This window comes from Desulfovibrio sp. JC010, from assembly GCF_010470675.1.
Lineage (GTDB): Bacteria > Desulfobacterota > Desulfovibrionia > Desulfovibrionales > Desulfovibrionaceae > Maridesulfovibrio.
The window spans coordinates 15,254-39,574 of record NZ_VOIQ01000024.1 but is presented as its reverse complement, the minus strand read 5'-3'; the positions used below and the strand labels follow the sequence as shown (position 1 = coordinate 39,574).

Sequence of the window (24,321 nt, the reverse complement as noted above, 5' to 3'; positions counted from 1 at the left end):
TCCCAAGCAACGGTTCGGGTTAGAAGAACAAAGCATGACGACCCAAGCTCCGGCACGGTCTTAAAAAACCAAGGCAAAATCGGTCTGCCATGCAAAATTACAACTGTTTAATTGGTTAAACAACGTCAATCAAGACGTACTAGGCAATTCTTATTTCAATTTACTGCTGATATTATTTTTGATCCAGCGTGAATCCCACCATTCAATGGGGTTGACCGGGATACCGGCGCAGATGACACCGTAGTGCAGGTGATCCCCACCGGCCATTCCTGTGGCTCCGGTTTTGCCGATAACCTGTCCCTTGGCGACCATATCGCCCGGTTCCACATTGATCATGCTCAGGTGGGAGTAGAGGGTCTGCAGGCCGAGACCGTGGTCGATGATGACCGCGTTGCCGTAGATGCCGAAGTCAGATGCCGCCAGTACAACGCGTCCGTTGTTTGCCGCCGGAATCGGTGCCTGACGGGTGCTGGCGAGGTCGATGCCCAGATGGGTCTGCTTGTCGATGACTTTGCCTGCGTAGTAGTAGCTGCGCTTGTCACCGAATCCGGCACGGGTGGCGGCGTTGGGCAGTCTCTGGAATTTGCCTTCAAAGAGAAAGGTCGGCGAAGTCTCCTGCGCAACACGGTGTAGTTCGGCGCGGTTTTTCTTACGCAGCTCGCGGTTGACCTTAAGGAACAGCTGAACCTGACTGGGCAGGCCGGGGAAATCGCCTTCAAACTGAGGCATCTTGGTGTTCAGGAAACGGTCCGAGATGTTGATGCGGTCATGACGGTATTTTTTACCGTTGGCATGGTACCAGAATGAGCCCTTGCGGGTGTTTCCGGCTTCGTCTTGAGCGATTAGCACCGGATTAAAGTCTTTTTTCTCAGTGTAGTAGGGCATGGCGAAGAGGCAGGCGTAGCTGCCGTCCGGCTGCTTGTGTCCCGGGAAAAAGTCTTCGTTGACCTGTACACCTGTTTTGGCCGGTTTTTCGCTGAGGTTGTAAATAAGCAGACCGCAACCGCCCTGATTAAGGTTGTGGGTGGTTGTCTGCACAGTGATTTTGGGAGCGATGGTATCAAGGGTGTAGTTGCCGCGTGCGATAACCGCATTACCGCTGCCGAATCCGGCTAGAGATGTATCTACGGCCCATACGGCAATCTCAAACGGTCCTTCTTTGATCTGTTTTTTCTTGATCAGAATATCTTCATTGTAATCAAAGCTGCCTTTCGGAAGATTTTTTTCGGTAAGGGTGAGTTTTTTTTCACCCTGCGAAAGAACAATTTTCACAGCCTTAAGCCCGGACTGGGGGTCGCTGATATTTATATTGATCGGTGTTTCATAAGTTATAAAACCTTTATCCGGTGTCAGGGCTGCCTGAGGAGCGGTGGTGTCTTTGTAGAGCAGGTAGCCCCCGGTTCCGATCACAGCGACAAGTATGATCAGCAGGACGATTTGTCCGAGACGACTTTTTTTCTTAGCCATTACATATCCTTAAGTTTTTTTATGTGAATTGTTAAAATTGTGCATCTTTATTTGCTGCAGCAGAAGATAACCATAAACAGCTGAAGTGTTCAACACACAACATTGTTAAAAAAGTAACTGTCTATGAGTCATATTGACAAAACTGATACATGTATCAATTTTCTATCAGATATTGTTGACGAAAAAAGCTGGAGTGTGTATTTGGAATTGAAAAATATCGTCGCCGTGGCGGTTTTTTTTATCTTGTAAGGACAGTGCCTTACAACGCCGGCAACCACCAAGGAGGTAGGGATGAGTTTGACCAGGCGAGATTTCGTGAAAATGTGCACAGGAACTGTGGCTGGATTTGGGATTTCCCAGATGTTCAACCCCAGTGTTGTGCATGCGCTGAAGAAGTTTGTACCGAATGTTTTCTGGCTGCAGGGACAGGGCTGCACCGGTTGTTCGGTATCCATTCTGAACTCAGTGCATCCCTCTATCGCAGAGGTTCTTCTTGATGTAATCAACCTTGATTATCATCCGACCATCATGGGTTCCGAAGGCCACGAAGCCTGGGATTTCATGATGAGTCAGGCTGAAAAGAATAAGGGCAAGTACATCGTTATTGTTGAAGGTTCCGTTCCCACAGCTGAGAACGGCCACTACTGTATCGTAGGTGCAGGCGCAGACCACAAAGAATACACCATGACTGAGGCCACTCTTGAAATGGCCAAGAATGCAGCCGTGGTTGTTAACGTTGGTACCTGTGCAGCATACGGCGGTATCCCCGCTGCTGAAGGAAACCTTACCGGCTCCATGTCTGTAACCAATTTCCTCGCAGAAAACGGCGTGAAGACTCCCGTTGTTAACATTCCGGGTTGTCCCCCCCATCCTGACTGGATGGTCGGCACCCTCGTTGTCGCAATCAATGCCATTGAAGAAAAAGGCCTTGATGGCGGTCTGGCTGAAGTTGTCAAGATTCTTGACGAAAACGGCCGCCCCACACCTTTCTTCGGTGAGAACATCCACGACAACTGCCCCTATCTTGAGGCGTTCGACAACGATGAATATTCTGAAACTTTCACCGATCCCGTTAAATGCCGTTACGAGCTGGGCTGTAAAGGCCCCAATGCCAACTCCGATTGCTTCAAACGCAAGTGGAACGGCGGCGTTAACTGGTGTGTTGAAAACTCAGTATGTATTGGCTGTGTAGAACCGGGATTCCCGGATGAAATGTCCCCCTTCTACGAAGCCGGTTAACCGGAAAAGGAGAATAAATCCTTATGTCTTCAAAATCTCATGCACCCGCCGGTAAAGACGGGAAAATTAAGATTGCCATTGATCCGGTAACCCGAATCGAAGGTCACCTCAAGGCTGAGGTCGTAGTTAAAGACGGTAAAGTAACTGATGCATGGCTCTCCGGCGGCATGTATCGCGGTTTCGAGAACATCCTTGTAGGACGTGATCCCCGCGATGCAGCACAGCTGACCCAGCGTCTGTGCGGTGTTTGCCCCACTGCTCACTCCACTGCTTCCACCCGCGCTCTTGATGACGCTTTTGGCGTAAAGCTGACTACCAATGGTCGCGTTACCAAAAACCTCATCTTCGGTGCTAACTACCTGCAGTCTCACATTCTGCACTTCTATCATCTCGCAGCTCTGGACTTCGTACGCGGACCCGGCAAAGCTCCCTTTGTCCCCCGCTTCGAACATCCCGACCTGCGTCTGGATGAAAAAACCAACAAGGTAGCTGTTGACCAGTACGTTAAGGCTCTTGAAATCCGCCGTATCTGCCACGAAATGGTAGCACTGTTCGGTGGTAAAATGCCTCACGTTTCCGGTCAGGTCGTTGGTGGTGCAACTGAAATTCCGACCAAGGAAAAGCTCGCTGAATACGCAAGCCGCTTCAAGCAGGTTCAGAAGTTCATTGAAGAAACCTACGTACCCACCGTTTACCTTATCGGTTCCGTCTACAAAGATCTGTTCAAGATCGGTGGCGGATACAAAAATGCTATGGCTTACGGCGTATTCCCCATGGATGATGCTGAGTCCGAAATGCTGCTCAAGCCCGGTGTATACATCGATGGTAAGGATCAGCCCTTCGACCAGAAGCTCATCAAAGAATACACCAAGTACGCATGGTACACTGATGAGTGTTCCGATCTGCATCCCAGCGAAGGTAAAACCATCCCGGATGTTCACAAGAAGGACGCTTACAGCTTCTGTAAGGCATCCCGCTACAACGGCAAAGCTGTTGAAGTTGGTCCCCTTGCACGTATGTGGGTTCATAACCCCGAGCTCAGCCCCATGGGTAAAAAACAGCTCAAGGATCTCTTCGGCATCGAAGCCAAGATGTTCCGCGATCTGGGCGAAGACATGGCATTCTCCCTCATGGGCCGCCACGTTGCACGCGCAGAAGAAGCTTACATGGTTGCAAACGCAATCCAGGATGCATGGCTCAAAGAAGTTCAGCCCGGCGAAGAAACCTACGTCAAGACTGAAATTCCTGAGTCCGCAGAAGGTCTCGGTCTTACCGAAGCACCCCGTGGTTCCCTGCTGCACTACATCAACATCAAGGATTCAGTAACTGCTAACTACCAGATGATCCCAGCGACCCTCTGGAACAGCACCCCGCGTGATGACAAAGGTCATCGCGGTACCATCGAGGAAGCCCTCGTAGGTACTCCCGTTCCTGATCCGAAGAACCCCGTAGACATCTCAAGGATCATTCGATCCTTTGACCCGTGACTGGGTTGTGCCGTGCACGTGCTGCACGCAGAGACCGGTGAAGAGCATGTTGTTCACGTAGGCGAAGGTTGCTAACGTAACGACGTTTCACTGAATATAAGCTCCCGGATGCAGGGTTCCTGTGTCCGGGAGTTTCCCTTTCAAAGGATATAAAATGAAAAAACTGCTGGTACTTGGGATTGGTAACATCCTCCTCGGCGATGAGGGCGTCGGGGTGCATGCTGTAGAAGAGCTGAAAAAGGAAGAATGGCCGGAATACGTTCACCTCGTGGACGGCGGCACATTCACCCACGATATTTTTCACATTCTGGAAGGCTACGACGGCCTTCTGGTGCTGGACATCGTTCATGGCGGGAAGGATGGCGGCACCGTTTATTATCTTGAAGAAAAAGATATTATGAACAACGAAAAGCAGCGTCTGTCCCTGCATGACATTGATCTGGTCGATTCACTGAATATGGCCGGAGCAGTGGGCAAGCGTCCTGAAATGCGTGTCCTCGGCATGGAGCCTGAGAACTACACTGACTGGTCCATGGAAATGACCGATATCTGCAAAGCGGTATTTCCCGGTTATGTGGAACGCGCCCGTACTGAGATCAAGCGTTTTATTGAGGAGTTTGGTCAGTAGGGCGGTTGATTGGATTTGGTTTGATAGATTTTGTTTAAACGGCAGCTCCTAGGTGGGGCTGCCGTTTTTTAGTCTTCGGAAAGTTGTTCCCATTCAATGCCCATGGCGTCAGCAATACGTTTCAGGGTGCTGGGACGTAATGATTTAGGGTTGTTTTCCATTTGGGAAAAGCTGGCCTGTTTTATGCCCATGGATTCAGCTACTTCTGTCTGAGTTTTGCCAAGGTGTTCACGCCAGGCCCGGACAAGAGGCTTGTTTTCAAGTACGTGGAGTTTAACTACTTCATGAGGAATTGAAATAGAGCTATCCGAGTCTGCCTTCTTGTTAAGTTCAAGAAAGCTGTCATAAGGCATGACAACACAGTAAGGCTGCCCTAAACTGTCTTTCAAAATGTCGTAATCAATACGTTCTTTCATCTCTTTTTTTCACCTCTTCGATATAGATTACAACTGGTTCCCCAGATTCAACTGAGAATAAAATTCTACATCTGCCTACTCTGAATCTATAATCTTCCCGATTGGTCAATGACTTCACATTAGAGCAATCAGGGAACTCCTCAAGTTCATCAAACTTTTTAAGTATGCGTTTTTGATCTTCAGTGTGAATTTTCCGTAGCTGCTTTAGTGCCTTCGGGAGCCATTTAACTGTGGTCATAATTAAATATAGGTTTGAATATAGGTTTAGTCAAGAGAGGACCTATGTGGCTTGATCATTAAAAGCATAAAATTATTATTAGCTCACTACGCGGGGCTGCCGTTTCTTCTTCCCCCAAGGACAACTAGCCACACAAACCCCGCAAATATAAGGCATCAAATTCCCAAATCCCGACACTTTATTCAGATGATCAACACATGCTGCTAAATCTACTGCTTCGTTTCGTGAAGCATAATGCAGCTCGGTATTCACGTTTTTTATGGCCCCGGAAGGGCAGGCGTCAGTGCATTTTGTGCATTTGCCGCAACGGTTTTTGATTGGTTCATCTGCTGGGATATCGAGGTCGGTGAGGATTGTTACCAGCCGAATGCGTGGTCCGTACTGCGGGGTAACCAGCAATAATGATTTGCCTTGCCAGCCGAGTCCGGCGTTAATGGCGACTGCTTTGTGTGAAATATAGGAAACAAATCGTTCTTCACAGAGAATCTGGCTGGCCGGGATGGGTAGTGTTTTGCCACCGTTATTCTGGATAAAACTTGTCACCCGGCAGGCAATGTTGTCGAGCAGGGCGTTAACGCGCTGGTAGTGTTGGGAATATATTTCAGTGGGGCGGTCATCGATTGTTTCCATGATTCCGTCAGCAAGCTGAACTGCAATTGAGATAGCCCGTGGGAAGTTGGTCAGCAGGTCATCGGGGCGGGTTTCCATACCAGCCATGCGGGTTGTATCCGCAATTTTGATCAGGTCCGCTCCCCATTGCTGGGCATTGGCTAAGAGTTCGCTTTTTAAATCCGTCACTTTTCTCTCCCGTTTCCTGTCCTGATTTCTGATTGATATCGCATATGAACACAGCCGACATTAATCGCGCAAGTATCATATAATATAGAATGAAATTGACATCAGGGAGTTACAATGCGCTTTACTCTTCGATAACCTCGATCAGTTTTTGCAAAACCAGCGGGGTATTAAAATTTTCCAGCACTCTTTGCCGTCCGGCTGCACCCATTTTCTTGCGCAATTTAACATCAAGGATCAGTTTTTCCAGTGCCGCTGCCAGTTTTTCTGTGTCTTCTACTGGAACAAGAATCCCGGTCTCGCCGTCAGCGACAACTTCCGGGTTGGAGCTTATGTCAAAGCCCACTACGGGCTTTTCCAATGTCATGGCCTCAACCAGCGCATAACCGAATCCTTCCCAGAGCGAGGGCAGGCAGAAAATATCCTGCGAAGCGTGGAAACTTTTCATGTTTTCAATGAAGCCGAGGAAGGAAACGTGATTGTTTACGTCCAGTTTTGCGGCGTAGTCTTTTAATTCCTGTTCCATTTCGCCTTTTCCGGCGATGAGTATTTTGAAATTTAGGCCCTTTTCTTTGAGCAGTTTTGCGGTCTTGATGAGATGTTTTTGACCCTTTTGAGCGGTTAAGCGGGCTGCGTTTCCGATGACTACTTCATCTTTTTTGGGTGTGTAGAGCGGGCTGAAATCCTGTTTATCGAACTCGGCAACATCGAAGCCGTTGTATATCTGGCGGATTTTGCTCTCATCGATCAGGTCGGCATTGTTGGCTAGAACAGTACGCTTTGTCTCAAGGGAATTGACGATTAAGCGGTCAACAACATTCTTGAAAATGTAGCGGTTGAGCAGGGAATTCTTTACCGGAACGGCGATTCCTCTCCGGTAGATTACACGGTTAACCTCGGCACGTTTGGCTGCGATGCCACCGCTCTTCAGGTCTGAGGGCAGGGCGGTGATCAAAGTCTGGATGTTGTTGGTTTTAAAAAATGATTTCAAGCGGCCCATTAAAATGGGATTGAGGAAGGAAAGATTGCCGATGGGCTCGCTGTGCAAGGTTATGCCCGGTTCGTTTTCTAAGCGGTCTTTCAGTTCGGATTTATGGTTGGTTACCACGAAAACGTTGTAACCCTGATCCCGGAGGAGCAGGGAAAAGTGGTGGTTCCACTTTTCCCCGCCGCCCCAGGCTTTATTACTATTGAAGAAGCATACGTTTCTATTCACTTAACTTGATTCCAAGTGCGTCTGCTGTCAGCTGCGGGATCGATTCAAGGCTGGGGCAGACTGTGAATCCTGCTGCGCGCATTTTTTCCAGCTTGCCCTGAACCCCGGTTCCTTCCTGAAGGATAGCACCTGCGTGGCCCAGACGTTTGCCCGGAGGTGCGGTCTGACCAGCAATAAAGGAAAGTACGGGTTTGTCAAATCCTGTTTCGATCACGTAGTCCGCGAGGTCCTGCTCAGCGGTTCCGCCGATCTCACCCAGAACCATAACCGCCTTGGTTTCATCGTGGTTTCTGAGCATTTCGAAGACATCCGCGAAGGTGGTGCCGATGTAGGAGTCGCCGCCGATACCGATGGACAGGGATTGTCCGATGCCCACCTGATTGAGGCGGTCGGCCACTTCGTAGGTAAGGGTGCCGGAACGCGAGAGTACGGCCACCGGACCGGGGGAGAACGGAGTAGTGGGCAGGATACCTATTTTGGTCTGGCCGGGTACGATCATGCCGGGGGTGTTGGGACCGACAATACGAGTCTTGCCGCCTTTAACCTGTTCCAGCACGTTGAGCATGGCCGACTGCACAATGCCTTCAGTGATGCAGACCACCCACGGAACTTCGCAGGATGCCGCTTCAAGGATGGCATCAGTTGCCAGCTTGGGCGGAACAAAAATGATGCTGGCCCCGATTTCATGGTGCCGCTGTGCTTCTTTGATGGAGTTGTAGACCGGAACGCCGAGTACTTCCTGTCCGCCCTTGAACGGGGTTACCCCGGCAACGATGTTGGAGCCGTATTCTAGCATAAGCTTGGTATGCAGGCGGCCCTCTGCCCCGGTAATTCCCTGTACGAGGATGGGAGTATCCTTGTCGATGCCGAACTGGTGCGGTGATTTGTAGCCGATGTCTTGGGGGCGTGAATCGGGCATAGCCGCGATGGGGTCGGGGAATTCGATTGTGGTCGTGTCCGCAGGCTTGAGCTTGACCAGCAGGTCGAGGGCTTCCTGCATATTTCTGGCCCGGTGCAGCTTGTCGCCTTTGACCTGCTTGAGCACTTCCAGACCTTCTTCCGCGCTGTTGCCGGACATACGCACCACAATGGGTTTTTCCGGTTCCTTGCCGCCGAGGGCTGCAACGAGTGCCTTGGCAACCAGTTCGCAGGAAAGGATTCCGCCGAAGAGGTTGATCAGGATCGCTTTGACCTGATCATCATCAAAAAGCAGACGCAGGGCGGTTTCAATGCGTTTCTGGTCCGCAGCACCGCCGAGGTCGAGGAAGTTGGCTGCCGGGAGGTCGGAGAAGTTCAGCGCGTCCATGGAAGCCATGGCCAGACCTGCACCGTTGGCAATCAGGCCCACCCAGCCTTTAAGGGAAACAAAGCTCATTCCGGCATCGCGGGCGATATTTTCCACCGGGGTGGAGTGTTCAGGCTGGTAAAATTTTTCAAAAGCGGGATTGAGATCGACGATATTGTCGTCCATTTCGATTTTGCCGTCCAATGCGAGCAGCTTGCCGTATCCGGTCAGGGCCAGCGGGTTGATCTCTGCCAGCAGCAAGCCGTTATCAATCATGGAATTGTAGAGATTTTTAACGATGTTGCTGAAATCGACAAAAAGTTCTTTGGCAATGCCGATGTGGAAAAAGGCTGCGCGAATCTGGTTGGGCTGCAATCCGCCGGGCAGGCTGATTTCCTGAATGAGCAGGTTTTCAGGACCCATGTTTTCGATTTCCACACCGCCCTCGCGGCCCACGGTCATGATGACCTTGCGACGCTGGCGGGACAGGGTCAGGGATAGATAGAATTCCTTGCGGATGTCCACTGCGGGTTCTGCGCGCAGGAAGGGAACCTTGTTGCCCTTGATTTCCATGGACAGGATCTGGCGGGCGATTTTTTCGTATTCGTCCTGAGAATCAACCTTCTGGATTCCTCCGGCCTTACCTCGTCCGCCTACGGGGACCTGAGCTTTGAGAATCCACGGCAGGGGAAAATATGGTTTCAGGCCGGGAAGGTCCTTTTGGGAAATTTTCACCCCGGTGGGGACAGGAAGTCCGGCCTCTTTGAGAAGAATTTTACTTAAGTGTTCATTGAGCAGCATACTCCCTCCGTATGCAAGTGATGATGCGCTTCGCGCTTTTTGATGATCGCATTTCGCCTCCGGCGGGCAAAGGGGATAATCCCCTTTGCAATCCCTAGTAGTTGGAGAGCAATAGTTAAATCGAGCAGGATTTAACTGTTGAAAATTTTCGGGTAGTCATCTTTTGAATGATACTCGTACCCATGGCGTATAATTCAATTATATGGCACTCTCAAGGTTAATTAGTGAATTCATTTGCAGTTGAACAGTTGTTTTGTCCGGGAACCTTGTTAAATAAACGGATAGGACGGAAATAAAATATTTCCGTACAAAGTTTTGAGCTGAACTGCTGAAGGAAATATTATGGCTGATTTTAAAGATTTTACCGATGCTTTGACGGATGAGGTCCTTAGCGATATGGCGGATTCCTATTTTGGGGCCCGTGTGGATGTTGATGATGCTATTGAGCTTTTCCATGAACTTTCTGAGAAATTGCATCTCAAGCTGTATCGTGTTTTCAGGGTCTGTGCCTTGCTGGATAAAATTTGTCTCGGCCCGGAAGGATTCAATGATTTTCTGGTTGCTTCGGGGATGAGCAGAAGCAGTTTTTACCATCCGGCAGGAGTGGAATGTGCTGAGCTGATGGATAAGCCTTCCTTTGCTTTTACCGGCAGGGGGGAATACATCAAATGGTTCAATATTGCTTATGAAATGCTTTTTGAATCTATCAATGACTACATGCATGGCTCATTTCGTGATGATGGCAGTGGCCGTAAAATCCGCACTGTAAACCGTGAGGATTTTTTCCGCATGGCCGAGGAGATCAATGTTAAAATAGAAAAGGTCAACCGGAACGTCACAGCTTCCGACGTATTGAAATTTACCAAATCACTTGATCCGGAGTCCGTGCAGAAGGAGAATATCGCTGGATGTGTAGGTCCTCAATGTCAGGTGATTGATGATGAGATGGCCTTCACAGTCATCACAATTAAGGATATTGATTTTCCACAGTTCCCTGAACTTCCTCCCTTGAAAGAGATGAAGTCGTATATTTCCGGTTATTGTTCACAGGTCTGGGCCCGTGATAAGGCGCGGGTCAGGGCTTTGCTTGTTGATTTGAGAAAGAGTGTGAATAAGGAGTTGTCATGAGAAAAGTGTTCGGTCTCATTCTGGTTTTGCTGCTTGTTTTGTCTTTGGGATCTATTGTATCTGCTGAAGAAACAAAGGCTGTGCCTGACACCAAGACTAAGCCTGCCCCGGTTGAAAAAGTAGAACCGGTTGCTGAAAAACAAGGCATTCCGGTTGTTGTGGTTCATTCCGGAGATGATGTGTTCGGCGGTACTCTGGCTCTGAAATTAAAGGAAAGCTTCAGGAAATCCGTTCTGTTCACCTTGGCGGGTAAAGACACCAGGTCCGTGCGTGTCAATATTGAATCACGCAGTGAATTCAAGGACAGGCCCGAGATCGGTTCCGTTTATTCCGTGGTCTGGACTTTTGCCGAAAGCGGAGAAGTTGTACCCTTTTATCTCAAGCAGGAGCTCGGCATTATCACTTGGCGCAATGTTGAGAATGCTGCCGCGGGGCTGATGAACAAGACCGATAAAGTCGCCGGGGAATACAAGTACCTTTTTGATTAAACAAATTTAACTCCATTTTCTGCCTCTGCTGAAAGCCTTGATCCTCATGGCTCGCATGTTGCGCAGTTTTTCCCCTGATTCCTTTCCAAGATTTCTTTCGTGGGCCGGCAGGGATACTTTCAGTATCTCTGTCAGGTCTGCGGGAGCATGCTCAAGCACTCCTTCTCCTCTGTCCGCATGGCAGAGGCTGATCATATTTTCCAGCAGGCCGGATACATGCAGTTTCATGAGCAGGTCTACTTTGGTGCCGGGGCGCAGTTCGCGGTAGCTTCCGGCTTTCATGTGCAGCAGGGCGGCTGTTTCCCCGGCGCGGATAAATTTTACCGGGAGCGTGAGTCTGCTGCCAAGTTCTTTTGCCGGGACTGCCCCGGCCTTGTCGTGTCCGTAGTGGGAGGGCAGTATCTCTGCCGAGGTGTGCACTTTTCCCAGATCATGACACATGGACATCCAGCAGGTCAGTGCGTTTCCTGCAACTTTATCCATTATATCTGCCGTATGTCCGGCCACGGATTTGTCGTGATACTGCGGCGGTCCGGCGGGGATTTTATCAGCCCCGGAAAATTCAGTGAACCATGGCTCAAGGCAACTCCCTTCAATCAGCAGCCGCAGAAAATTGCCCGGTCTGGGGCCGCTTAAGCCTTTGCGCAGTTCCACACCTATACGGTCCGGGGCAATATCTTCCAGCCAGCCGTTGGCTGCACAGCGTTTCATCTGCGCAATGAGTTCCGGGTGGGGGCTGAATTCCGGAAAGCGGGCCATGAAAGCCGCAGCCCGGAATACCCGCAACGGGTCTTCTTTGAAGCAATCCGGGAAGGAAGGCCGCAGGATTCGGTTATGCAGGTCTTCCAGACCTTGGGGGTGGGCGTAAAGCTCGCCGTCATCATCAAGGGCAAAGCTGTTTATAGTGAAGTCGCGGGCAAGAAGATCTAAGTTGATTGTTTCTTCTGTATTCTTACCTCTTGCTCTGGGAAAGGAGAATTCAAGACCTTTTAGATAAAATATTTCGTACGATTTACCTACCGGGCGTGCAGCCGGAAAGAGTCTAAGAAAATCATCAGCAGTGCCGGAAGCAATGAGATAATCAAGGTCCTTGGGTTGGCGACCAAGGAGCAGGTCCCGTATTGCTCCCCCTGTAATGAGGATTTTTAGTTTGTCCGAATTTTCAGTCATTATGGAAAATTTATAGCAGTGTTTTCACAATTTGACGATACTGACTAATTGCTATTTTTTTTAGAAAATAGACTGGTAGGGTTCTGAATTTACGGACATGATTGACTTATCTTAAGAAAATCGGCACTGCAATGAGATGAAGAATCACGCTGTTGTCTATCCCTGTTCATTGCTATTAATCTTTCTGTTGGCCCTTTGTCCGGTGCTGTTCGGTAATTCCGGATGCGGAGTCAGCACAGACAATAATTCAACTGTCAATGGAGCTGTTGTTGCCAACCCTCTGCTGGTCAATGCTGTTGTTTCTGCAGTTGATGCGGATGGTCGCACTTTTTCTTTTGGAAGGACAGCGGCTGACGGTAGTTTTGGTTTCAATTATCCGCAGGATGCGCAGTTCCCGCTGATTTTAAATTTCAGTGGTGGGTATTTTCAAGGTTCAAATACTGAGTTCAAAGGTACAGTGCGCACCGGGATACTCAATAGTAATGCTACCGAAATTTCGGCCTCAACTGTTTCTACTCTGGCGGTTGAGATTGCCGAAAGTATTGATATGCCCGGGGCCGCATTGCTCGATAAATTGGACAGAGCTACCCAGATTGTACACGGGCTGCTGCAGGACTATGGTACATTTAATGTTTTTACGGATTTGCCTTGTGCTATGACCGATTCAACTGTGCTTACTTCCCAGCGTTTACGTTATGCCAATAATAGTTTTGTTGATATTCTGGGGAATTATGTTGGAGCGAGAGTTAATGGTACTTGTGATTTAGCCTCCAGTGATTTTAATGCTCTGCTTCGTTCGGTTGCTTTGGATTTATGTGATTCATCCTGGGATGGAGTCAGCAATGTCGGTGGAGATACTGCTGCCCTTAACTGGCTTGCAGCTTCAGCTGCAGCTTTAGGTACGGGGGCGGCTTTTAAGAATAATATCAGCAGTTATGTGCCGAGCACCACATGGGCATCAATAACGAATCTTATGGCCGGCGAGCAGCAATCCACTTCTGTGCCCTTGACGGCAGCCCAGCCTGCCAACCCTGTCCCTTCTCCCAAAATACAGCCTGCAACGGCTCAATTTAGTTCCGATTTTGAAACTGCGTTGGGTACTAAATTCGATGAGGTTGTCGGGGGGTATAATTGTGTTGGCGGAATTATTGCCATCCTGCGTCCTGACGGTGCTGATACTCGTTATGCTACAGGTTTGAGCGAGGCCGCATCAATTACCGATATGGATCAGACTACCTGGACAGCGGGAACTAATATGGGATTTGCTGATAATCTGCACTGGCGTATTGCCAGTGTATCAAAAAGTTTCACGTCCACGATGATTTTGACTTTGGTGAATGATGGAATCCTGAGTCTGGATCAGACAATTAATCACTGGCTGGGTGCAGTGGTGCCGAATTCAAATGTGATCACCATCGAAAATCTTTTGCGCCAGACTAGCGGGCTGTACAACCGGGAAGCCGATCCGTGCGAGGCCCTTGTTAATAATCATACATACTCTTTTGCCGAACTTGCGGCTATGTCAAATCAGGCGGGAGGAGGAAAGGTTTATTTTCAGCCGGGAGAGCAGTTTAAGTATGCGGATATAAACTATATCCTGCTGGCATGGATTGCAGAGAGGGCAACCGGGCTTACTTATAAGCAACTCATTGAGCAGCGGGTTATAATTCCTGCCGGACTGACCAATACTTCCGTTCCGGAACCATCCGACTCCTCCATGCCCGTACCGTACATCCGAGGATACAGCACTTGTGCTGATCCGGGAATATGTGGAGTAGGTGATGGGTGTTGGAAGAATTTTTCCATTTGGAATTATTCGTTTGATGTGGGATCGGGTAATGTAATTTCCACTGTTGCGGATATGCTTACTTGGCTTAAGGTTCTGGATTCAGGAAGTCTGGTAGGTGATGAGATGCGTGCACGGATGGTGGAAAAGACACCCGGAGTAGATGATAAGTATGGTCTTGGGGTTATGTACGACCACGATTCTTCGGGAAATCTTATAAAACTGGGCCATGATGGTGAAAATCCGGGATATTCTACTTATGCTTTTAAAAGTTGCGGATATTACGTGGTCGTAATGGTTAACAGCGATAACTCTGCTGAGTTGGATTCAGTTCAAATGCCTGAAGTCGCAGGGCCGTTTATTTATTCTGAAATGAATAACTGGCTGAATAAGTAGTGGGCATTTATAAAATCCATATGGCAGTGCCTATGGTTAATGTTTAAAAATAGCTGAGCAGGTTTCTCCCCGCCAATTTGAGCCGCTTCCGTTCCGTGTTCTTGATTAATTCAGGTTTGATGGTATCGTATGATTAATGAAAAACAAAATACTCATCATCATGTTTCTCGTGCTTGTGGCGGCTCTTTTTTTCGTCTTTGATCTGGACAGGTTTCTGACCCTCGAATATTTGAAAAATTCCCGGCAGGAGTTTCAGGTATTTTATGATCAAAATCCATTCTTAACAGTTTTTTCCTTTTTTCTGATCTATGTAATTGTTGTAGGAGTTAATCTTCCGGGAGCGACAGTGCTAGGTCTGGCCGGAGGGGCCTTGTTCGGTTTCACCGTCGGGGTGCTGATTATTTCATTTGCCAGTACCATCGGTGCCACTCTGGCCTGTTTTTTTTCCCGCTATCTGTTTAGGGATTACGTGCAGCAGAAATTCGGGGACCGTCTGGAAAAAGTCAACCGGGGTATTGAGGAAGAAGGCCCGTTTTACCTTTTTACCATGCGCCTTATTCCGGCCATTCCTTTTGTAGTCATTAATCTGGTTATGGGGCTCACCCCCATGCGACTGAAGACTTTTTATTGGGTTTCGCAGCTGGGTATGCTGCCCGGAACCATGGTTTATGTTAATGCCGGTAAGGAGTTGGGCCGGATTGATTCTTTGTCAGGAATAGTGCAGCCGGGTGTGCTTTTTTCTTTTGTGCTGCTGGGACTGTTTCCCCTTGTTGTTAAAAAGGTTATGGGACTTGTTAAGAAGCACCGTAATGTGTAATATTTAGAAAGATTCAGTTAATTTAAGCACATTTTAATATGATTGTACGGACCGCGCCAAGCATACGGACCTACCATAAAGGTAAGGTTATATTCCATGAAGGTCAGGAAAGCAAAATCGCTTACATGATCAAATCTGGGACTGTGGATATTTTTAAGAGAATCGACAAGAAAAAGTCGGTTATGGCTTCTTTGCGCCGTGGGGATATCTTCGGGGAAATGTCCCTGCTTGCCAACCAGAAGCGCACAGCGAGTGCCGAAGCTTCGAGTTTTTGCGAACTGGTGGTGCTCACAGAAGAGATGATGAACAAGCTTCTTGCCGCATCACCGGAAACAGTAAAGAAAATGCTGGAACTGTTGGCCAAAAGGGTTGCAGCTACTGACCTGAAGGCCGGGTGTGCTGAGCAGAGTGATTCATTTCTCGCCCTCGCAACCATTCTCGATCTTGCCTACCGCGAATTTGCGTATATTCCCCGTGATAAACAACGGGCAATTGAGAATTATAAGATGGGGTTGTCGGTTAATTCCTACACCGAGACAGTGAAAAATCTGGCTGTTTTTTCAAATCTTGAAATTGAATCTTTCCTTGAAACGGTCTTCAAGTTGCGGCTGATTGATATGAAGAGCGTTAAAAAAGGTGATAAAAGTGCCTTTGTCGAAAGATATATCACGATTAAGAATTTCGAGCAGTTCATGCCTAATCTGCGCAATCTCTATAAACAGATGCGTGAACTCGGAGCCAATGTTGACCAGCGCATGAGTTTCATGACTTTTACGGACCTTGCACAGCGGACCGGCAGCACTCCGGAGCAGATTTATAAGAAGGTTATCAAAGAGGAGATGCCTGAGAATCTGCTCTTTTTTAACCGTGAGAAAGCCATGGAATGGCGCAAGGATAAGGAACCTAATTTTTTCAAAAAATTCCGCAGGCCTCGTAAGGCTCTGGAAGATCTTGAAGCTGCTGAAGATATCATTTTTATTGATAACCCAACTCTCAAAAAGGCCCTTGAAGAATTTAATTATTACAAAATTTCAGTGCTTTATTCTGCTCTTGACCAGCAGGGCAGGGATAAACTCAAGCGTAATATAGGCAAAAAGGTCGCCCAGATTCTGTTGCGGGAGCCGCCTGCGGACCGGGATCCCAACGATTCCGAAGTTCTGGAATGCTGTGATGAACTCCTTGATAGTGTACGTAAACTCAAGGGGGTCAAGTAGGATGGGAAGGCCGCAATCCAAGACTTTTTTGAAGGGCGAGGTGCTTTTCAGAGAAGGCGACAAGGGTAATGTTGCCTACATGATTCAGTCTGGTTCCGTTAATATTGTCAAAAATATTAAGGGTAAAAGGCAGATTCTTGCTACCCTCGGCCCGGGCGAACTGTTCGGGGAAATGGCAATTATTTCGCGTAGTGAAAGGGTGGCGGGGGCTGAGGCTGCGTCTGAATGTACCGTGCTGGTGCTCACTGCGCGGCTGATCCTGATGCTGCTTAAGAAAAGTCATCCCACAGTATTTCATCTTACCCGCGTGCTGGCTTCACGTCTCGCCCGTGCGGACCGTGCTATTTCTGAGAGTCGCAGCGATAACTCATGGCTGACCTTCTGTCGGCTGCTGCATATGAAACACCGTATTCTTCAGACTACGCCCAAAGGTGAGGATGTTCCCATCGGCATTACTCTTGAGGAATTGTCCAAAGAATTCTCAGATATTACTAATGCTTCACAGCATGAAATAGATAGGCATTTAAAATCCGCGGTTGGGTTCAACATGGTCTCGGTAAACAAGATTGCCTCACAATCTTATCTGACCATCACCAATCCCGATGATTTTATGGCTATTGCCGAAAATCTTTCCGAAGATGTCAACAAATTCAGCGGTAAGGTCTTTTTGTCCGACTTTGTTGATATTCATGATTTTTCCGCTCTGGTCGATTCTGATCCGGAGATGATTTACAAAAAAATCGGCGTAGGTGATTTTCCCGAAGATATCTGCATGCTGCACAAGGATGCTACTTCCAAGTGGGTAGAAAAGAAGGGCGAGCAGTTCTTCAGGGAAGTGAAGCGCAAGCGCAAATCCATTGAAGAGCTTGAAGGTGTTGAAGATATAGTCTTTGTTGATCTCGGAACATTGAAGCAGGTTTTCCGGCAGCTTGGATATTACAAGCTCGGTATCCTGCTGGCAATTGCCGGGGAGGAGGCCAAGAAAAGAATTCTGGCCGCCATTTCAACCAAGATCGCAGCTGCCATTTCCCGCGATTCCCGCTCCTCCGATGCCATTGACCAGACCGAAGCCGATGATGTGGAAGAAGAACTCATCGATTTGATACGTGAAATCAAGTCCTCTAAAAAAGAATAATCAACGGCTTAGAAAGTGCCAGATGTAAGGCGCAAGGATAATATTGGAACGAAGCGTATCCAGACATACGTGAGTTTCAATATTATTCGCAGCAACGCAGCAGATGGTGCTTTATAAGCCGTTGAGAAAGAATAACGTTGCACATTTTGCGCGCTTTGGTTAAGAATATAATTAAGCTAAAGTATTAATAAAAACAGATTCTCCCTTGTTAATAATCTTTTGACCATGGGATAGTGCGCATGATTACTCGAATTACCATTATTAACGGTAAGGAAACCAGTCCTCTCCCCAAGACAACCCCGGAAAATCTTTTTCAGGCTCATCCGCTTTGGGCGCGGGATATTGAAAATTTCGGTCCATGGAACAGTGAAGATGCAGAATACAGGACCTATTCAACATGGATATCCGGTTCGCGGACCGGGGTTCCTGTTGCTGTTTGCGGTTCCTGTGTATCCAGTCTTGATGTCGCATGGCGGCTCAATGCTCTTGAAGATCTTTCGGAATGGGGAAGTGTGCTGGCTGTGGAGCAGAATACCGGACGCGGGCAGGTGCGCCGCGAATGGATTTCGCCTCCCGGAAATGTATACGGAACCATCAAGTGGCCTGCGCTGCCGGAAGCAAAGCCCGGTGAGGAACGTCCGGTCTGGAACCGGATTCTGCCCCTTATCGTAGGCTATCTGACCTGTAATGCCCTGCGTGATCTGGGAGTGGAAACCCAGCTCAAGTGGCCCAACGATATTCTGATCGATGGCAAGAAGGCCGGGGGTATTCTCATTGAAGAACGCGGGAATGCCACCATGGTCGGCATCGGCTTGAATCTGGCCTATGCCCCGGCGAGGGAGCTGCTGCGGGCTGACCATGCTGTTCCGGCCGGAATGCTCAATACTGATTCCATGCAGCTGGGGCCGCTGGAAACATGGGTTGAGTTGATTAAGTATTTCAGGGGAAATTTCGAGCAGATCATCTCCATGAAGAATACCGACGATTTTCTTTACGAGCTGGCCGACCGTCTGGTCTGGTTCGGTGAGGAAGTGAAGATTGTGGACGGTCCTGAAGGAGTTGAACGCGGTGTTATCTGCGGTTTGCGTTCCGATGGCGGTCTTGTTGTTGACCATAATGGCGAGCAGCATGAGATTTATTCCGGCTCGGTAATGCCTTTATAATGCAGATAGATACTGTTTTTGCTTGACATACGGGCCTTGCTGAGGAATTGCTTTTTTGTTGCCGGGTGAATTGAAGGGAAGCTTTTCATCCGTTCACGGCAATCCCGGAATGCAGCGGAGTTCTTCCGTCTGTGCCCGAATCAGTATCATTATCGTATGCATCCCTGCCTTTTGCCAAAGCAGGGGGGCTTAGTCTGTTTATATTCTGTTAATTTCTTTTCGATTACTGATTATCTTATTTACCCGGATTTTATATCGAAATCCAAGAGCATATCGTCTTAATGATGTGTAAGGAGGAAGTGATGGCTGGTAAGACGGAAGAAGCAGTTTCCGCTAAAGGTGCGGAAACAGCAGCTCCGAAGAAGTCCCAGGCTAAAAAACAGCTTGAAAAGAAGCTGATTCTAACCGGTGCCGATATCGTTAAAATCGGCGAAGATGCGGAACTGCTGGTTGGCGGAAAGAACTATAATACCGCTTTGATCAGTCAGGTAGAAGGCATCAGATCACCCCAGTTCAGGGCTGTTTCATCCATCGCATTTCATAAGCTGCTGGATGAAACAAAAGTACATGCCAGTGTTGTCAGGGCTGTTGTAGACAGCGAATATAACGCTGTGGACTGGTCCAGTGAAGAAGTTAACAGTGACAGTGAATTTTTACAGAAATTTGTCCGCTCCATTGCTCAGGTAATTAAAAAAGAAGCAGGCAAGCACACCGAAACCCAGATTCAGCTGCGCACCTTTATCAACAACGTTGTTGAAGGTTTCGCCACCTCTCCTGAAGGAATTGACCAGCTCCGTAAAAGATCCGTGCTTGTTCAGAGTGCGATCCTTTCCGTTGAACTCCCCAAAGAAGTCGATAATGCAGTCAGGGAAGCTTATCTTTCCATCTGCAAGGATGCCGGGCTTGAAAACGAGCCTGTGGCGGTGCGTTCTTCCGCAGCAGGGGAAGACAGCCGTAAAAAGGCATTTGCCGGACTTCAGGATACCTATCTTAACATTGTCGGCGAAGACCAGTGCTCTGAAGCCTATCACTGGGATTGCGCCTCCGCATACAATCTGCGCAGCATGACCTACCGCCGCGAGGCTATTCTCGATGCGGTTACTTTGGCAGAAAATACCGGCGATGCCTCCATCGCTGAAAATGCCAAGCTTGAATGGGCTATTGAAAATACCTCCCTTTCAGTCTGCATCATGCGCATGATCAATCCGGTTATTTCCGGTACCGCGTTCAGCGCAGATACCGCCACCGGCTGCCGTGGAACAGATCGCAAGGATCTTGTTTCCATTGATGCCAGCTACGGTCTCGGTGAGGCTGTTGTGGGCGGCATGGTCACCCCGGATAAGTTTTATGTCTTCCAGCGTGATGACGGATCTGAAGTTGTTGTCCGTAACATGGGCAGCAAGGACAAGAAGATTGTTTACAGCGAGAAGGGCGGTACCAAGGTTGAAAAAGTTCAGCCCGGTGCTGTTTATCGCTGGGCTCTCTCCCTTGCACAGGCCGAGGAAGTGGCCAAGGGTGTGCGCGGTATCAGCGAAGCATACGGCGGTATGATCATGGATACCGAGTTCTGCCTTGATGCGGCCGACCGTCTCTGGTTTGTACAGGCCCGTCCTGAAACCCGCTGGAACGAGGAATTTGAACAGCATCCTGATGCCATCTTCATGCGCAGGCTTGAAGTTGACCCCAAGGAATTGGAAGAAGCTGAAGTGGTGCTGGAAGGTAACGGCGCGTCACGCGGCGCAGGGCAGGGAACTGTTAAGTACCTGCGTTCCGCTCTTGAGCTGAATAAAATCCACAAAGGCGATATTCTGGCAGCAGAACGCACTGACCCGGATATGGTTCCGGGCATGCGTATTGCCTCCGGTATCCTCGCGGATGTGGGCGGTGATACCAGCCACGCGGCCATTACCTCCCGTGAACTGGGTATCCCTGCCATCATCGGCATTCAGCGGCTCGAAGTGCTGCGCTCTCTTGAAGGTCAGGAAATCACCGTTGACGGTTCCCGCGGTAAAGTTTATCGCGGCGCATTGCCTCTTATTGAGGTCGGCGGAACTATCAACACTTCCGAGCTTCCGGCTACCAAGACCAAAGTCGGGTTGATCCTCGCTGATGTGGGGCAGTCTCTGTTCCTTTCCCGCCTTAGAGAAGTGCCTGATTTTGAGGTCGGCCTGCTGCGTGCTGAGTTCATGCTCGGCAATGTGGGTGTTCATCCGCTGGCTCTTGAAGCTTACGACAACGGCACCCTCGATAAGCTGGTTCAGGAGAAGCTCGATGAGCTTGATTCAAAGCTGACCACAGTAATGAAGACCCAGCTTGATTCCGGACTCATCTCCCTGAACATCAATCTCAGGGAATATGTGGGCGCACTCACCGGTCTGACGGAAGAAATGGACTCCATGGCCAACGCCAATACCGCGCGCGGAACTGAAGAAGTTCTGGCCATGCACCGCAAGCTGCGTGAACTGGACAAGAAGCTTGACCATTATCTCGAGCACAGTGCTGAAAGCCTGTACACCCTGAAAACTTCCGTGAATATCGAGGAACACCTGCGCGGCGTACTCGGCATTCATGCGGGTGAACACGCTGATTCCAAGTTTATCTACAAACGTACTGAATCACTGGATGAATTGCCCGGCATGCTTGCCAAGGCCAAAGAGAATCCTCTGGTGCTTGAGTACATTGAAGAAGTTAAAGCGTTACGTGAAGAAGTGGCCCTCAAGATGGGGCTCAAGTCCGAAATGGATGAGGTCACCACCCTTCGTCAGCGCATTGCAGATATCATTAAATCCCGCGGCCTGCGCACAGGTAAGGAAAACTATATCCAGACCCTGTCTCAGGGACTGGCCCTGTTCGCTATGGCCTTTTACGGTAAGGATATTGTCTACCGTACCACGGACTTCAAAACCAACGAATATCACAACCTGCTCGGCGGTCTGCTCTTTGAGCACCATGAAGACAACCCCATGCTCGGCTATCGCGGTGTTTCCAGAAACATCCACGACTGGGAGCTGGAGGCATTCAAGCTGGCCCGTGGCGTATTCGGCGGTAAGAACCTGCATATCATGCTGCCCTTCGTGCGCACCATTGAGGAAGCACGCAGCATGAAGCGTTACCTCTCACAGGTTCACAACCTCGAATCCGGCAAGGATGATTTGAAGGTGATCCTCATGGCCGAGATTCCCAGTAACGCAGTACTCGCCAAGGAATTCATCAAGGAAGTTGACGGTTTCTCCATCGGCTCCAACGATATGACCCAGCTGGTGCTCGGGACTGACCGTGACAACTCCAGCCTGCAGCATATCTACGACGAGGAAGACCCGGCAGTTGTCTGGGCCATCCTTTCTGCAATCTTCACCGGACAGAAGTTCGGCAAGAAGATCGGTTTCTGCGGACAAGGTGTTTCCAACAGCGTTATCCTGCGCGGCGTAGTCTGCATTGCCGGGATTGTTTCCGCATCCGTTGTTCCTGATACCTATCTTCAGACCAAGCTGGATATGGCTGCGGTTGAAGCGGATAATATCAAGGTCAGCGAACTGGGACAGTGGATTCGTGACCGCCATTTTGAGCGTCTTGCCAAGCTCATGGAAGAGAACGGCTACAGCCACATCATCAAGAAGTACAAGACTCCCGAAGATCTGGAAGACTGGTACGAAGGTGAGATCAGACGTCTTAATGAGCAGCTCCGTGACAACATGGACAGCCCCAGAGAGGACTTCATCAGGCAGGAAATGGATACCTTCCGCGGTACTTTCCACAAGCCGGTTATCTACTCCGCTTGGGATTGGAACCAGACTGTTGAAGATGCCATGCACCATGCCGGATTCGCTACTTTCGAAGAGCAGGATGCAGCACTTGAAGAGCAGCGCAAGAAGCAGTGGTAGATTAAGATTTAAATGTAACTTTGAAAGGCCGTTCTCTTTTGAGGACGGCCTTTTTTTATGGATTTTGTTTAGACTCCTTTAGAAACCCAGTAAACATGCGCATTCCCTTGACAGAAAACCGGAGCAGAGGCATATATTTGGGAACAGGAGATGAAATGATTAAATCTAAAAGATTTGTAAAAATATTGCTCGTCGCAGTCTCTTTGTCTTCAATGCTGCTCGGCGGTTGCTCAATGAACTCTGCAAACTATGTGGGAAATGAGCCGAATTATTCTGACCGCGCTCCCCGCAAGCTGGGGAGGGGTATGAGCAACATTCTGACCGCTCCGCTGGAGATTCCCAATCAGGCTGTTGATCTTGCGGCTGAAAATGATGAGCCTGCCGAACAGTTTGCCGGATACGTCGGTGGAGTGTTTGTTGGTTTTGCATATGCCGGCGGACGGATTGTTTCCGGCATGTATGATATTGTTACTTCTCCTTTCGGCGGTCCTGCCACCCCGACCATGGACCCGGATACAATCCACTCTGACTTTTTTGAAAAAGTGGATGAAAGAACAGATTCTTTCAGTGATGTCTGGAATCTGGGAGCTGATTAACTGCGCAGCTGTCTAAAATACTAATTACAACCTCCTGAGCATGATCGCCCGGAGGTTTTTTTCTTTAATTGCTGTTTACGAGGATTCTATGTTGAAACGGATTTTATTGATTCTGTCGGTTGTTGTCCTGTTTTCCGGATGTGTGAATAAGCAAATGCTCAAGGAACAGATCGCCGAAGCCATCCGGGAAAATCCCCAGATTGTGCTTGATGCCATGCGTGAAAGCAGTATGGATATGCTGGCCATTGTAGAGCAGGGCATTGATGAGCGGGAAAAGCTGAAGCGTGAAGCCATGCTCAATGCGGAGATAAAGAATCCTTACCAGCCCCGCATCTGGAATGAGCGTCCCATGCTGGGCAATGCTGATGCCCCGGTGACAATTGTTGAATATTCAGATTTCCTTTGTCCTTATTGCAGCAAGGGTGCTGCCGTGGTCAGCAAGCTTGCGCAGGAACAGCCTGAAAAATACAGGCTGGTGTTCAAGCATCTGCCCATGCACAAGAATTCCCGTGAGCTGGCTCTTGTTTTTGAGGCTCTTGCCAAGATTGATAAGGAAAAGGCTTATAAATTTCATGACCTTGCTTTTGAGCGTCAGAAAGAATTGTATGAAGATAAGGATGGTATAGTACTGGGCAAAATTCTTGAAGAAGTTCAGGTTGATCCTGATCTGCTGCAGAAAAATCTCAGTTCTGTGCAGCTGCAGGAATATCTGCTGGCTGACGAGAAAGAAGCCGGAGAATTCAGAATTGATGCCACCCCTACTTTTCTGGTTAACGGGGTTTCCATCCGTGGCTATCTTCCGGCAGACAGGTTTGAAAAAATGGTCAATATGATTCTTGAGAAAAGCAAAACGCAGGAGCCCGTTGAAAGCCCTGAAGGTGAAGTTTGTGAGGATTGCCTGAACCAGATGTAAAGTTATTCAACTGAAACAGATTTGATTCAGACTGGAAAATTAAAAGGCTGGAGTTTGTGGTT

At 48.8% G+C, this 24,321-nt stretch carries 20 protein-coding genes; 13 read left to right on the top strand and 7 right to left on the bottom strand.

Annotation, left to right across the window (positions count from 1 at the left end; genetic code table 11):
- Positions 1–150: 150 nt before the first annotated feature.
- Positions 151–1,467, bottom strand: a complete 1,317-nt coding sequence (locus FMR86_RS19730) for a M23 family metallopeptidase (protein ID WP_163353130.1) — start codon at positions 1,465–1,467, stop codon at positions 151–153.
- A gap of 291 nt (positions 1,468–1,758) precedes the next feature.
- On the opposite strand from FMR86_RS19730, the gene hysB reads away from it, so the two are divergent.
- From hysB to hysD, 3 genes are all read left to right on the top strand, one after another.
- A complete protein-coding gene (gene hysB, locus FMR86_RS19725) occupies positions 1,759–2,706 on the top strand; it encodes a NiFeSe hydrogenase small subunit (protein ID WP_163353129.1) in 948 nt (315 codons plus the stop codon).
- Positions 2,707–2,729: 23 nt separating this feature from the next.
- Positions 2,730–4,268, top strand: coding sequence for a NiFeSe hydrogenase large subunit HysA (gene hysA / locus FMR86_RS19720; RefSeq protein WP_163353128.1), 1,539 nt, complete (start codon positions 2,730–2,732; stop codon positions 4,266–4,268).
- Positions 4,269–4,347: 79 nt separating this feature from the next.
- Positions 4,348–4,821 (top strand): NiFeSe hydrogenase maturation protease, encoded by a 474-nt coding sequence (gene hysD / locus FMR86_RS19715; RefSeq protein WP_163353127.1) that lies wholly within the window; start codon positions 4,348–4,350, stop codon positions 4,819–4,821.
- 68 nt (positions 4,822–4,889) lie between these two features.
- On the opposite strand, the gene FMR86_RS19710 is transcribed toward hysD, so the two are convergent.
- The 5 genes from FMR86_RS19710 to sucD all read right to left on the bottom strand — a co-directional run bounded on the left by FMR86_RS19710 (position 4,890) and on the right by sucD (position 9,572).
- A complete protein-coding gene (locus FMR86_RS19710; RefSeq protein WP_163353126.1) occupies positions 4,890–5,237 on the bottom strand; it encodes a helix-turn-helix domain-containing protein in 348 nt (115 codons plus the stop codon).
- Positions 5,221–5,475: a type II toxin-antitoxin system RelE/ParE family toxin gene (locus tag FMR86_RS19705; RefSeq protein WP_163353125.1), complete on the bottom strand. Its 255-nt coding sequence runs from the start codon at positions 5,473–5,475 to the stop codon at positions 5,221–5,223. The genes FMR86_RS19710 and FMR86_RS19705 overlap by 17 nt, the downstream gene beginning before the upstream one ends.
- A gap of 78 nt (positions 5,476–5,553) precedes the next feature.
- A complete protein-coding gene (locus tag FMR86_RS19700; RefSeq protein WP_163353124.1) occupies positions 5,554–6,273 on the bottom strand; it encodes a 4Fe-4S double cluster binding domain-containing protein in 720 nt (239 codons plus the stop codon).
- Positions 6,274–6,394: 121 nt separating this feature from the next.
- Positions 6,395–7,486 carry a glycosyltransferase family 4 protein gene (locus tag FMR86_RS19695; protein ID WP_163353123.1) on the bottom strand — a complete coding sequence of 364 codons (1,092 nt, stop codon included), beginning with the start codon at positions 7,484–7,486 and terminating at the stop codon, positions 6,395–6,397.
- Positions 7,479–9,572, bottom strand: a complete 2,094-nt coding sequence (gene sucD / locus FMR86_RS19690) for a succinate--CoA ligase subunit alpha (protein WP_163353122.1) — start codon at positions 9,570–9,572, stop codon at positions 7,479–7,481. Before sucD ends, FMR86_RS19695 begins: the two co-directional genes overlap by 8 nt.
- A 342-nt stretch (positions 9,573–9,914) precedes the next feature.
- Here sucD and FMR86_RS19685 point away from each other — a divergent pair, with 342 nt between their 5' ends.
- On the top strand, positions 9,915–10,700 hold the full coding sequence (locus FMR86_RS19685) for a hypothetical protein (RefSeq protein ID WP_163353121.1): 786 nt from the start codon (positions 9,915–9,917) through the stop codon (positions 10,698–10,700).
- On the top strand, positions 10,697–11,188 hold the full coding sequence (locus FMR86_RS19680) for a hypothetical protein (protein WP_163353120.1): 492 nt from the start codon (positions 10,697–10,699) through the stop codon (positions 11,186–11,188). The genes FMR86_RS19685 and FMR86_RS19680 overlap by 4 nt, the downstream gene beginning before the upstream one ends.
- A gap of 6 nt (positions 11,189–11,194) precedes the next feature.
- Here FMR86_RS19680 and FMR86_RS19675 read toward each other — a convergent pair whose 3' ends face one another.
- A complete protein-coding gene (locus FMR86_RS19675; RefSeq protein ID WP_163353119.1) occupies positions 11,195–12,358 on the bottom strand; it encodes a polynucleotide adenylyltransferase in 1,164 nt (387 codons plus the stop codon).
- A 136-nt stretch (positions 12,359–12,494) separates the two neighbouring features.
- Here FMR86_RS19675 and FMR86_RS19670 point away from each other — a divergent pair, with 136 nt between their 5' ends.
- From FMR86_RS19670 to FMR86_RS19635, 8 genes are all read left to right on the top strand, one after another.
- Positions 12,495–14,540, top strand: coding sequence for a serine hydrolase (locus FMR86_RS19670; RefSeq protein ID WP_163353118.1), 2,046 nt, complete (start codon positions 12,495–12,497; stop codon positions 14,538–14,540).
- Between the two features lie 136 nt (positions 14,541–14,676).
- Positions 14,677–15,357, top strand: a complete 681-nt coding sequence (locus FMR86_RS19665) for a TVP38/TMEM64 family protein (RefSeq protein ID WP_163353117.1) — start codon at positions 14,677–14,679, stop codon at positions 15,355–15,357.
- 38 nt (positions 15,358–15,395) lie between these two features.
- Positions 15,396–16,571 carry a cyclic nucleotide-binding domain-containing protein gene (locus tag FMR86_RS19660; RefSeq protein WP_163353116.1) on the top strand — a complete coding sequence of 392 codons (1,176 nt, stop codon included), beginning with the start codon at positions 15,396–15,398 and terminating at the stop codon, positions 16,569–16,571.
- 1 nt (position 16,572) lies between these two features.
- A complete protein-coding gene (locus tag FMR86_RS19655; protein ID WP_163353115.1) occupies positions 16,573–17,706 on the top strand; it encodes a Crp/Fnr family transcriptional regulator in 1,134 nt (377 codons plus the stop codon).
- Between the two features lie 239 nt (positions 17,707–17,945).
- Positions 17,946–18,869 (top strand): biotin--[acetyl-CoA-carboxylase] ligase, encoded by a 924-nt coding sequence (locus FMR86_RS19650; protein ID WP_163353114.1) that lies wholly within the window; start codon positions 17,946–17,948, stop codon positions 18,867–18,869.
- 302 nt (positions 18,870–19,171) lie between these two features.
- On the top strand, positions 19,172–22,750 hold the full coding sequence (locus FMR86_RS19645; protein ID WP_163353113.1) for a PEP/pyruvate-binding domain-containing protein: 3,579 nt from the start codon (positions 19,172–19,174) through the stop codon (positions 22,748–22,750).
- A 155-nt stretch (positions 22,751–22,905) separates the two neighbouring features.
- Positions 22,906–23,346 carry an exosortase system-associated protein, TIGR04073 family gene (locus FMR86_RS19640; protein WP_163353112.1) on the top strand — a complete coding sequence of 147 codons (441 nt, stop codon included), beginning with the start codon at positions 22,906–22,908 and terminating at the stop codon, positions 23,344–23,346.
- Between the two features lie 88 nt (positions 23,347–23,434).
- The gene (locus FMR86_RS19635; RefSeq protein ID WP_163353111.1) at positions 23,435–24,259 is read left to right on the top strand and encodes a thioredoxin domain-containing protein; all 825 of its coding nucleotides are present in this window, start codon (positions 23,435–23,437) and stop codon (positions 24,257–24,259) included.
- Positions 24,260–24,321 lie beyond the last annotated feature (62 nt).

What these genes read in the sequence shown, in the direction of transcription:
- FMR86_RS19730 (WP_163353130.1), bottom strand. Translation starts at nt 1,467, where the DNA reads ATGGCTAAGAAAAAAAGTCGTCTCGGACAAATCGTCCTGCTGATCATA.
- hysB (WP_163353129.1), top strand. Translation starts at nt 1,759, where the DNA reads ATGAGTTTGACCAGGCGAGATTTCGTGAAAATGTGCACAGGAACTGTG.
- hysD (WP_163353127.1), top strand. Translation starts at nt 4,348, where the DNA reads ATGAAAAAACTGCTGGTACTTGGGATTGGTAACATCCTCCTCGGCGAT.
- FMR86_RS19710 (WP_163353126.1), bottom strand. Translation starts at nt 5,237, where the DNA reads ATGAAAGAACGTATTGATTACGACATTTTGAAAGACAGTTTAGGGCAG.
- FMR86_RS19705 (WP_163353125.1), bottom strand. Translation starts at nt 5,475, where the DNA reads ATGACCACAGTTAAATGGCTCCCGAAGGCACTAAAGCAGCTACGGAAA.
- sucD (WP_163353122.1), bottom strand. Translation starts at nt 9,572, where the DNA reads ATGCTGCTCAATGAACACTTAAGTAAAATTCTTCTCAAAGAGGCCGGA.
- FMR86_RS19685 (WP_163353121.1), top strand. Translation starts at nt 9,915, where the DNA reads ATGGCTGATTTTAAAGATTTTACCGATGCTTTGACGGATGAGGTCCTT.
- FMR86_RS19680 (WP_163353120.1), top strand. Translation starts at nt 10,697, where the DNA reads ATGAGAAAAGTGTTCGGTCTCATTCTGGTTTTGCTGCTTGTTTTGTCT.
- FMR86_RS19675 (WP_163353119.1), bottom strand. Translation starts at nt 12,358, where the DNA reads ATGACTGAAAATTCGGACAAACTAAAAATCCTCATTACAGGGGGAGCA.
- FMR86_RS19670 (WP_163353118.1), top strand. Translation starts at nt 12,495, where the DNA reads ATGAAGAATCACGCTGTTGTCTATCCCTGTTCATTGCTATTAATCTTT.
- FMR86_RS19665 (WP_163353117.1), top strand. Translation starts at nt 14,677, where the DNA reads ATGAAAAACAAAATACTCATCATCATGTTTCTCGTGCTTGTGGCGGCT.
- FMR86_RS19660 (WP_163353116.1), top strand. Translation starts at nt 15,396, where the DNA reads ATGATTGTACGGACCGCGCCAAGCATACGGACCTACCATAAAGGTAAG.
- FMR86_RS19655 (WP_163353115.1), top strand. Translation starts at nt 16,573, where the DNA reads ATGGGAAGGCCGCAATCCAAGACTTTTTTGAAGGGCGAGGTGCTTTTC.
- FMR86_RS19650 (WP_163353114.1), top strand. Translation starts at nt 17,946, where the DNA reads ATGATTACTCGAATTACCATTATTAACGGTAAGGAAACCAGTCCTCTC.
- FMR86_RS19645 (WP_163353113.1), top strand. Translation starts at nt 19,172, where the DNA reads ATGGCTGGTAAGACGGAAGAAGCAGTTTCCGCTAAAGGTGCGGAAACA.
- FMR86_RS19640 (WP_163353112.1), top strand. Translation starts at nt 22,906, where the DNA reads ATGATTAAATCTAAAAGATTTGTAAAAATATTGCTCGTCGCAGTCTCT.
- FMR86_RS19635 (WP_163353111.1), top strand. Translation starts at nt 23,435, where the DNA reads ATGTTGAAACGGATTTTATTGATTCTGTCGGTTGTTGTCCTGTTTTCC.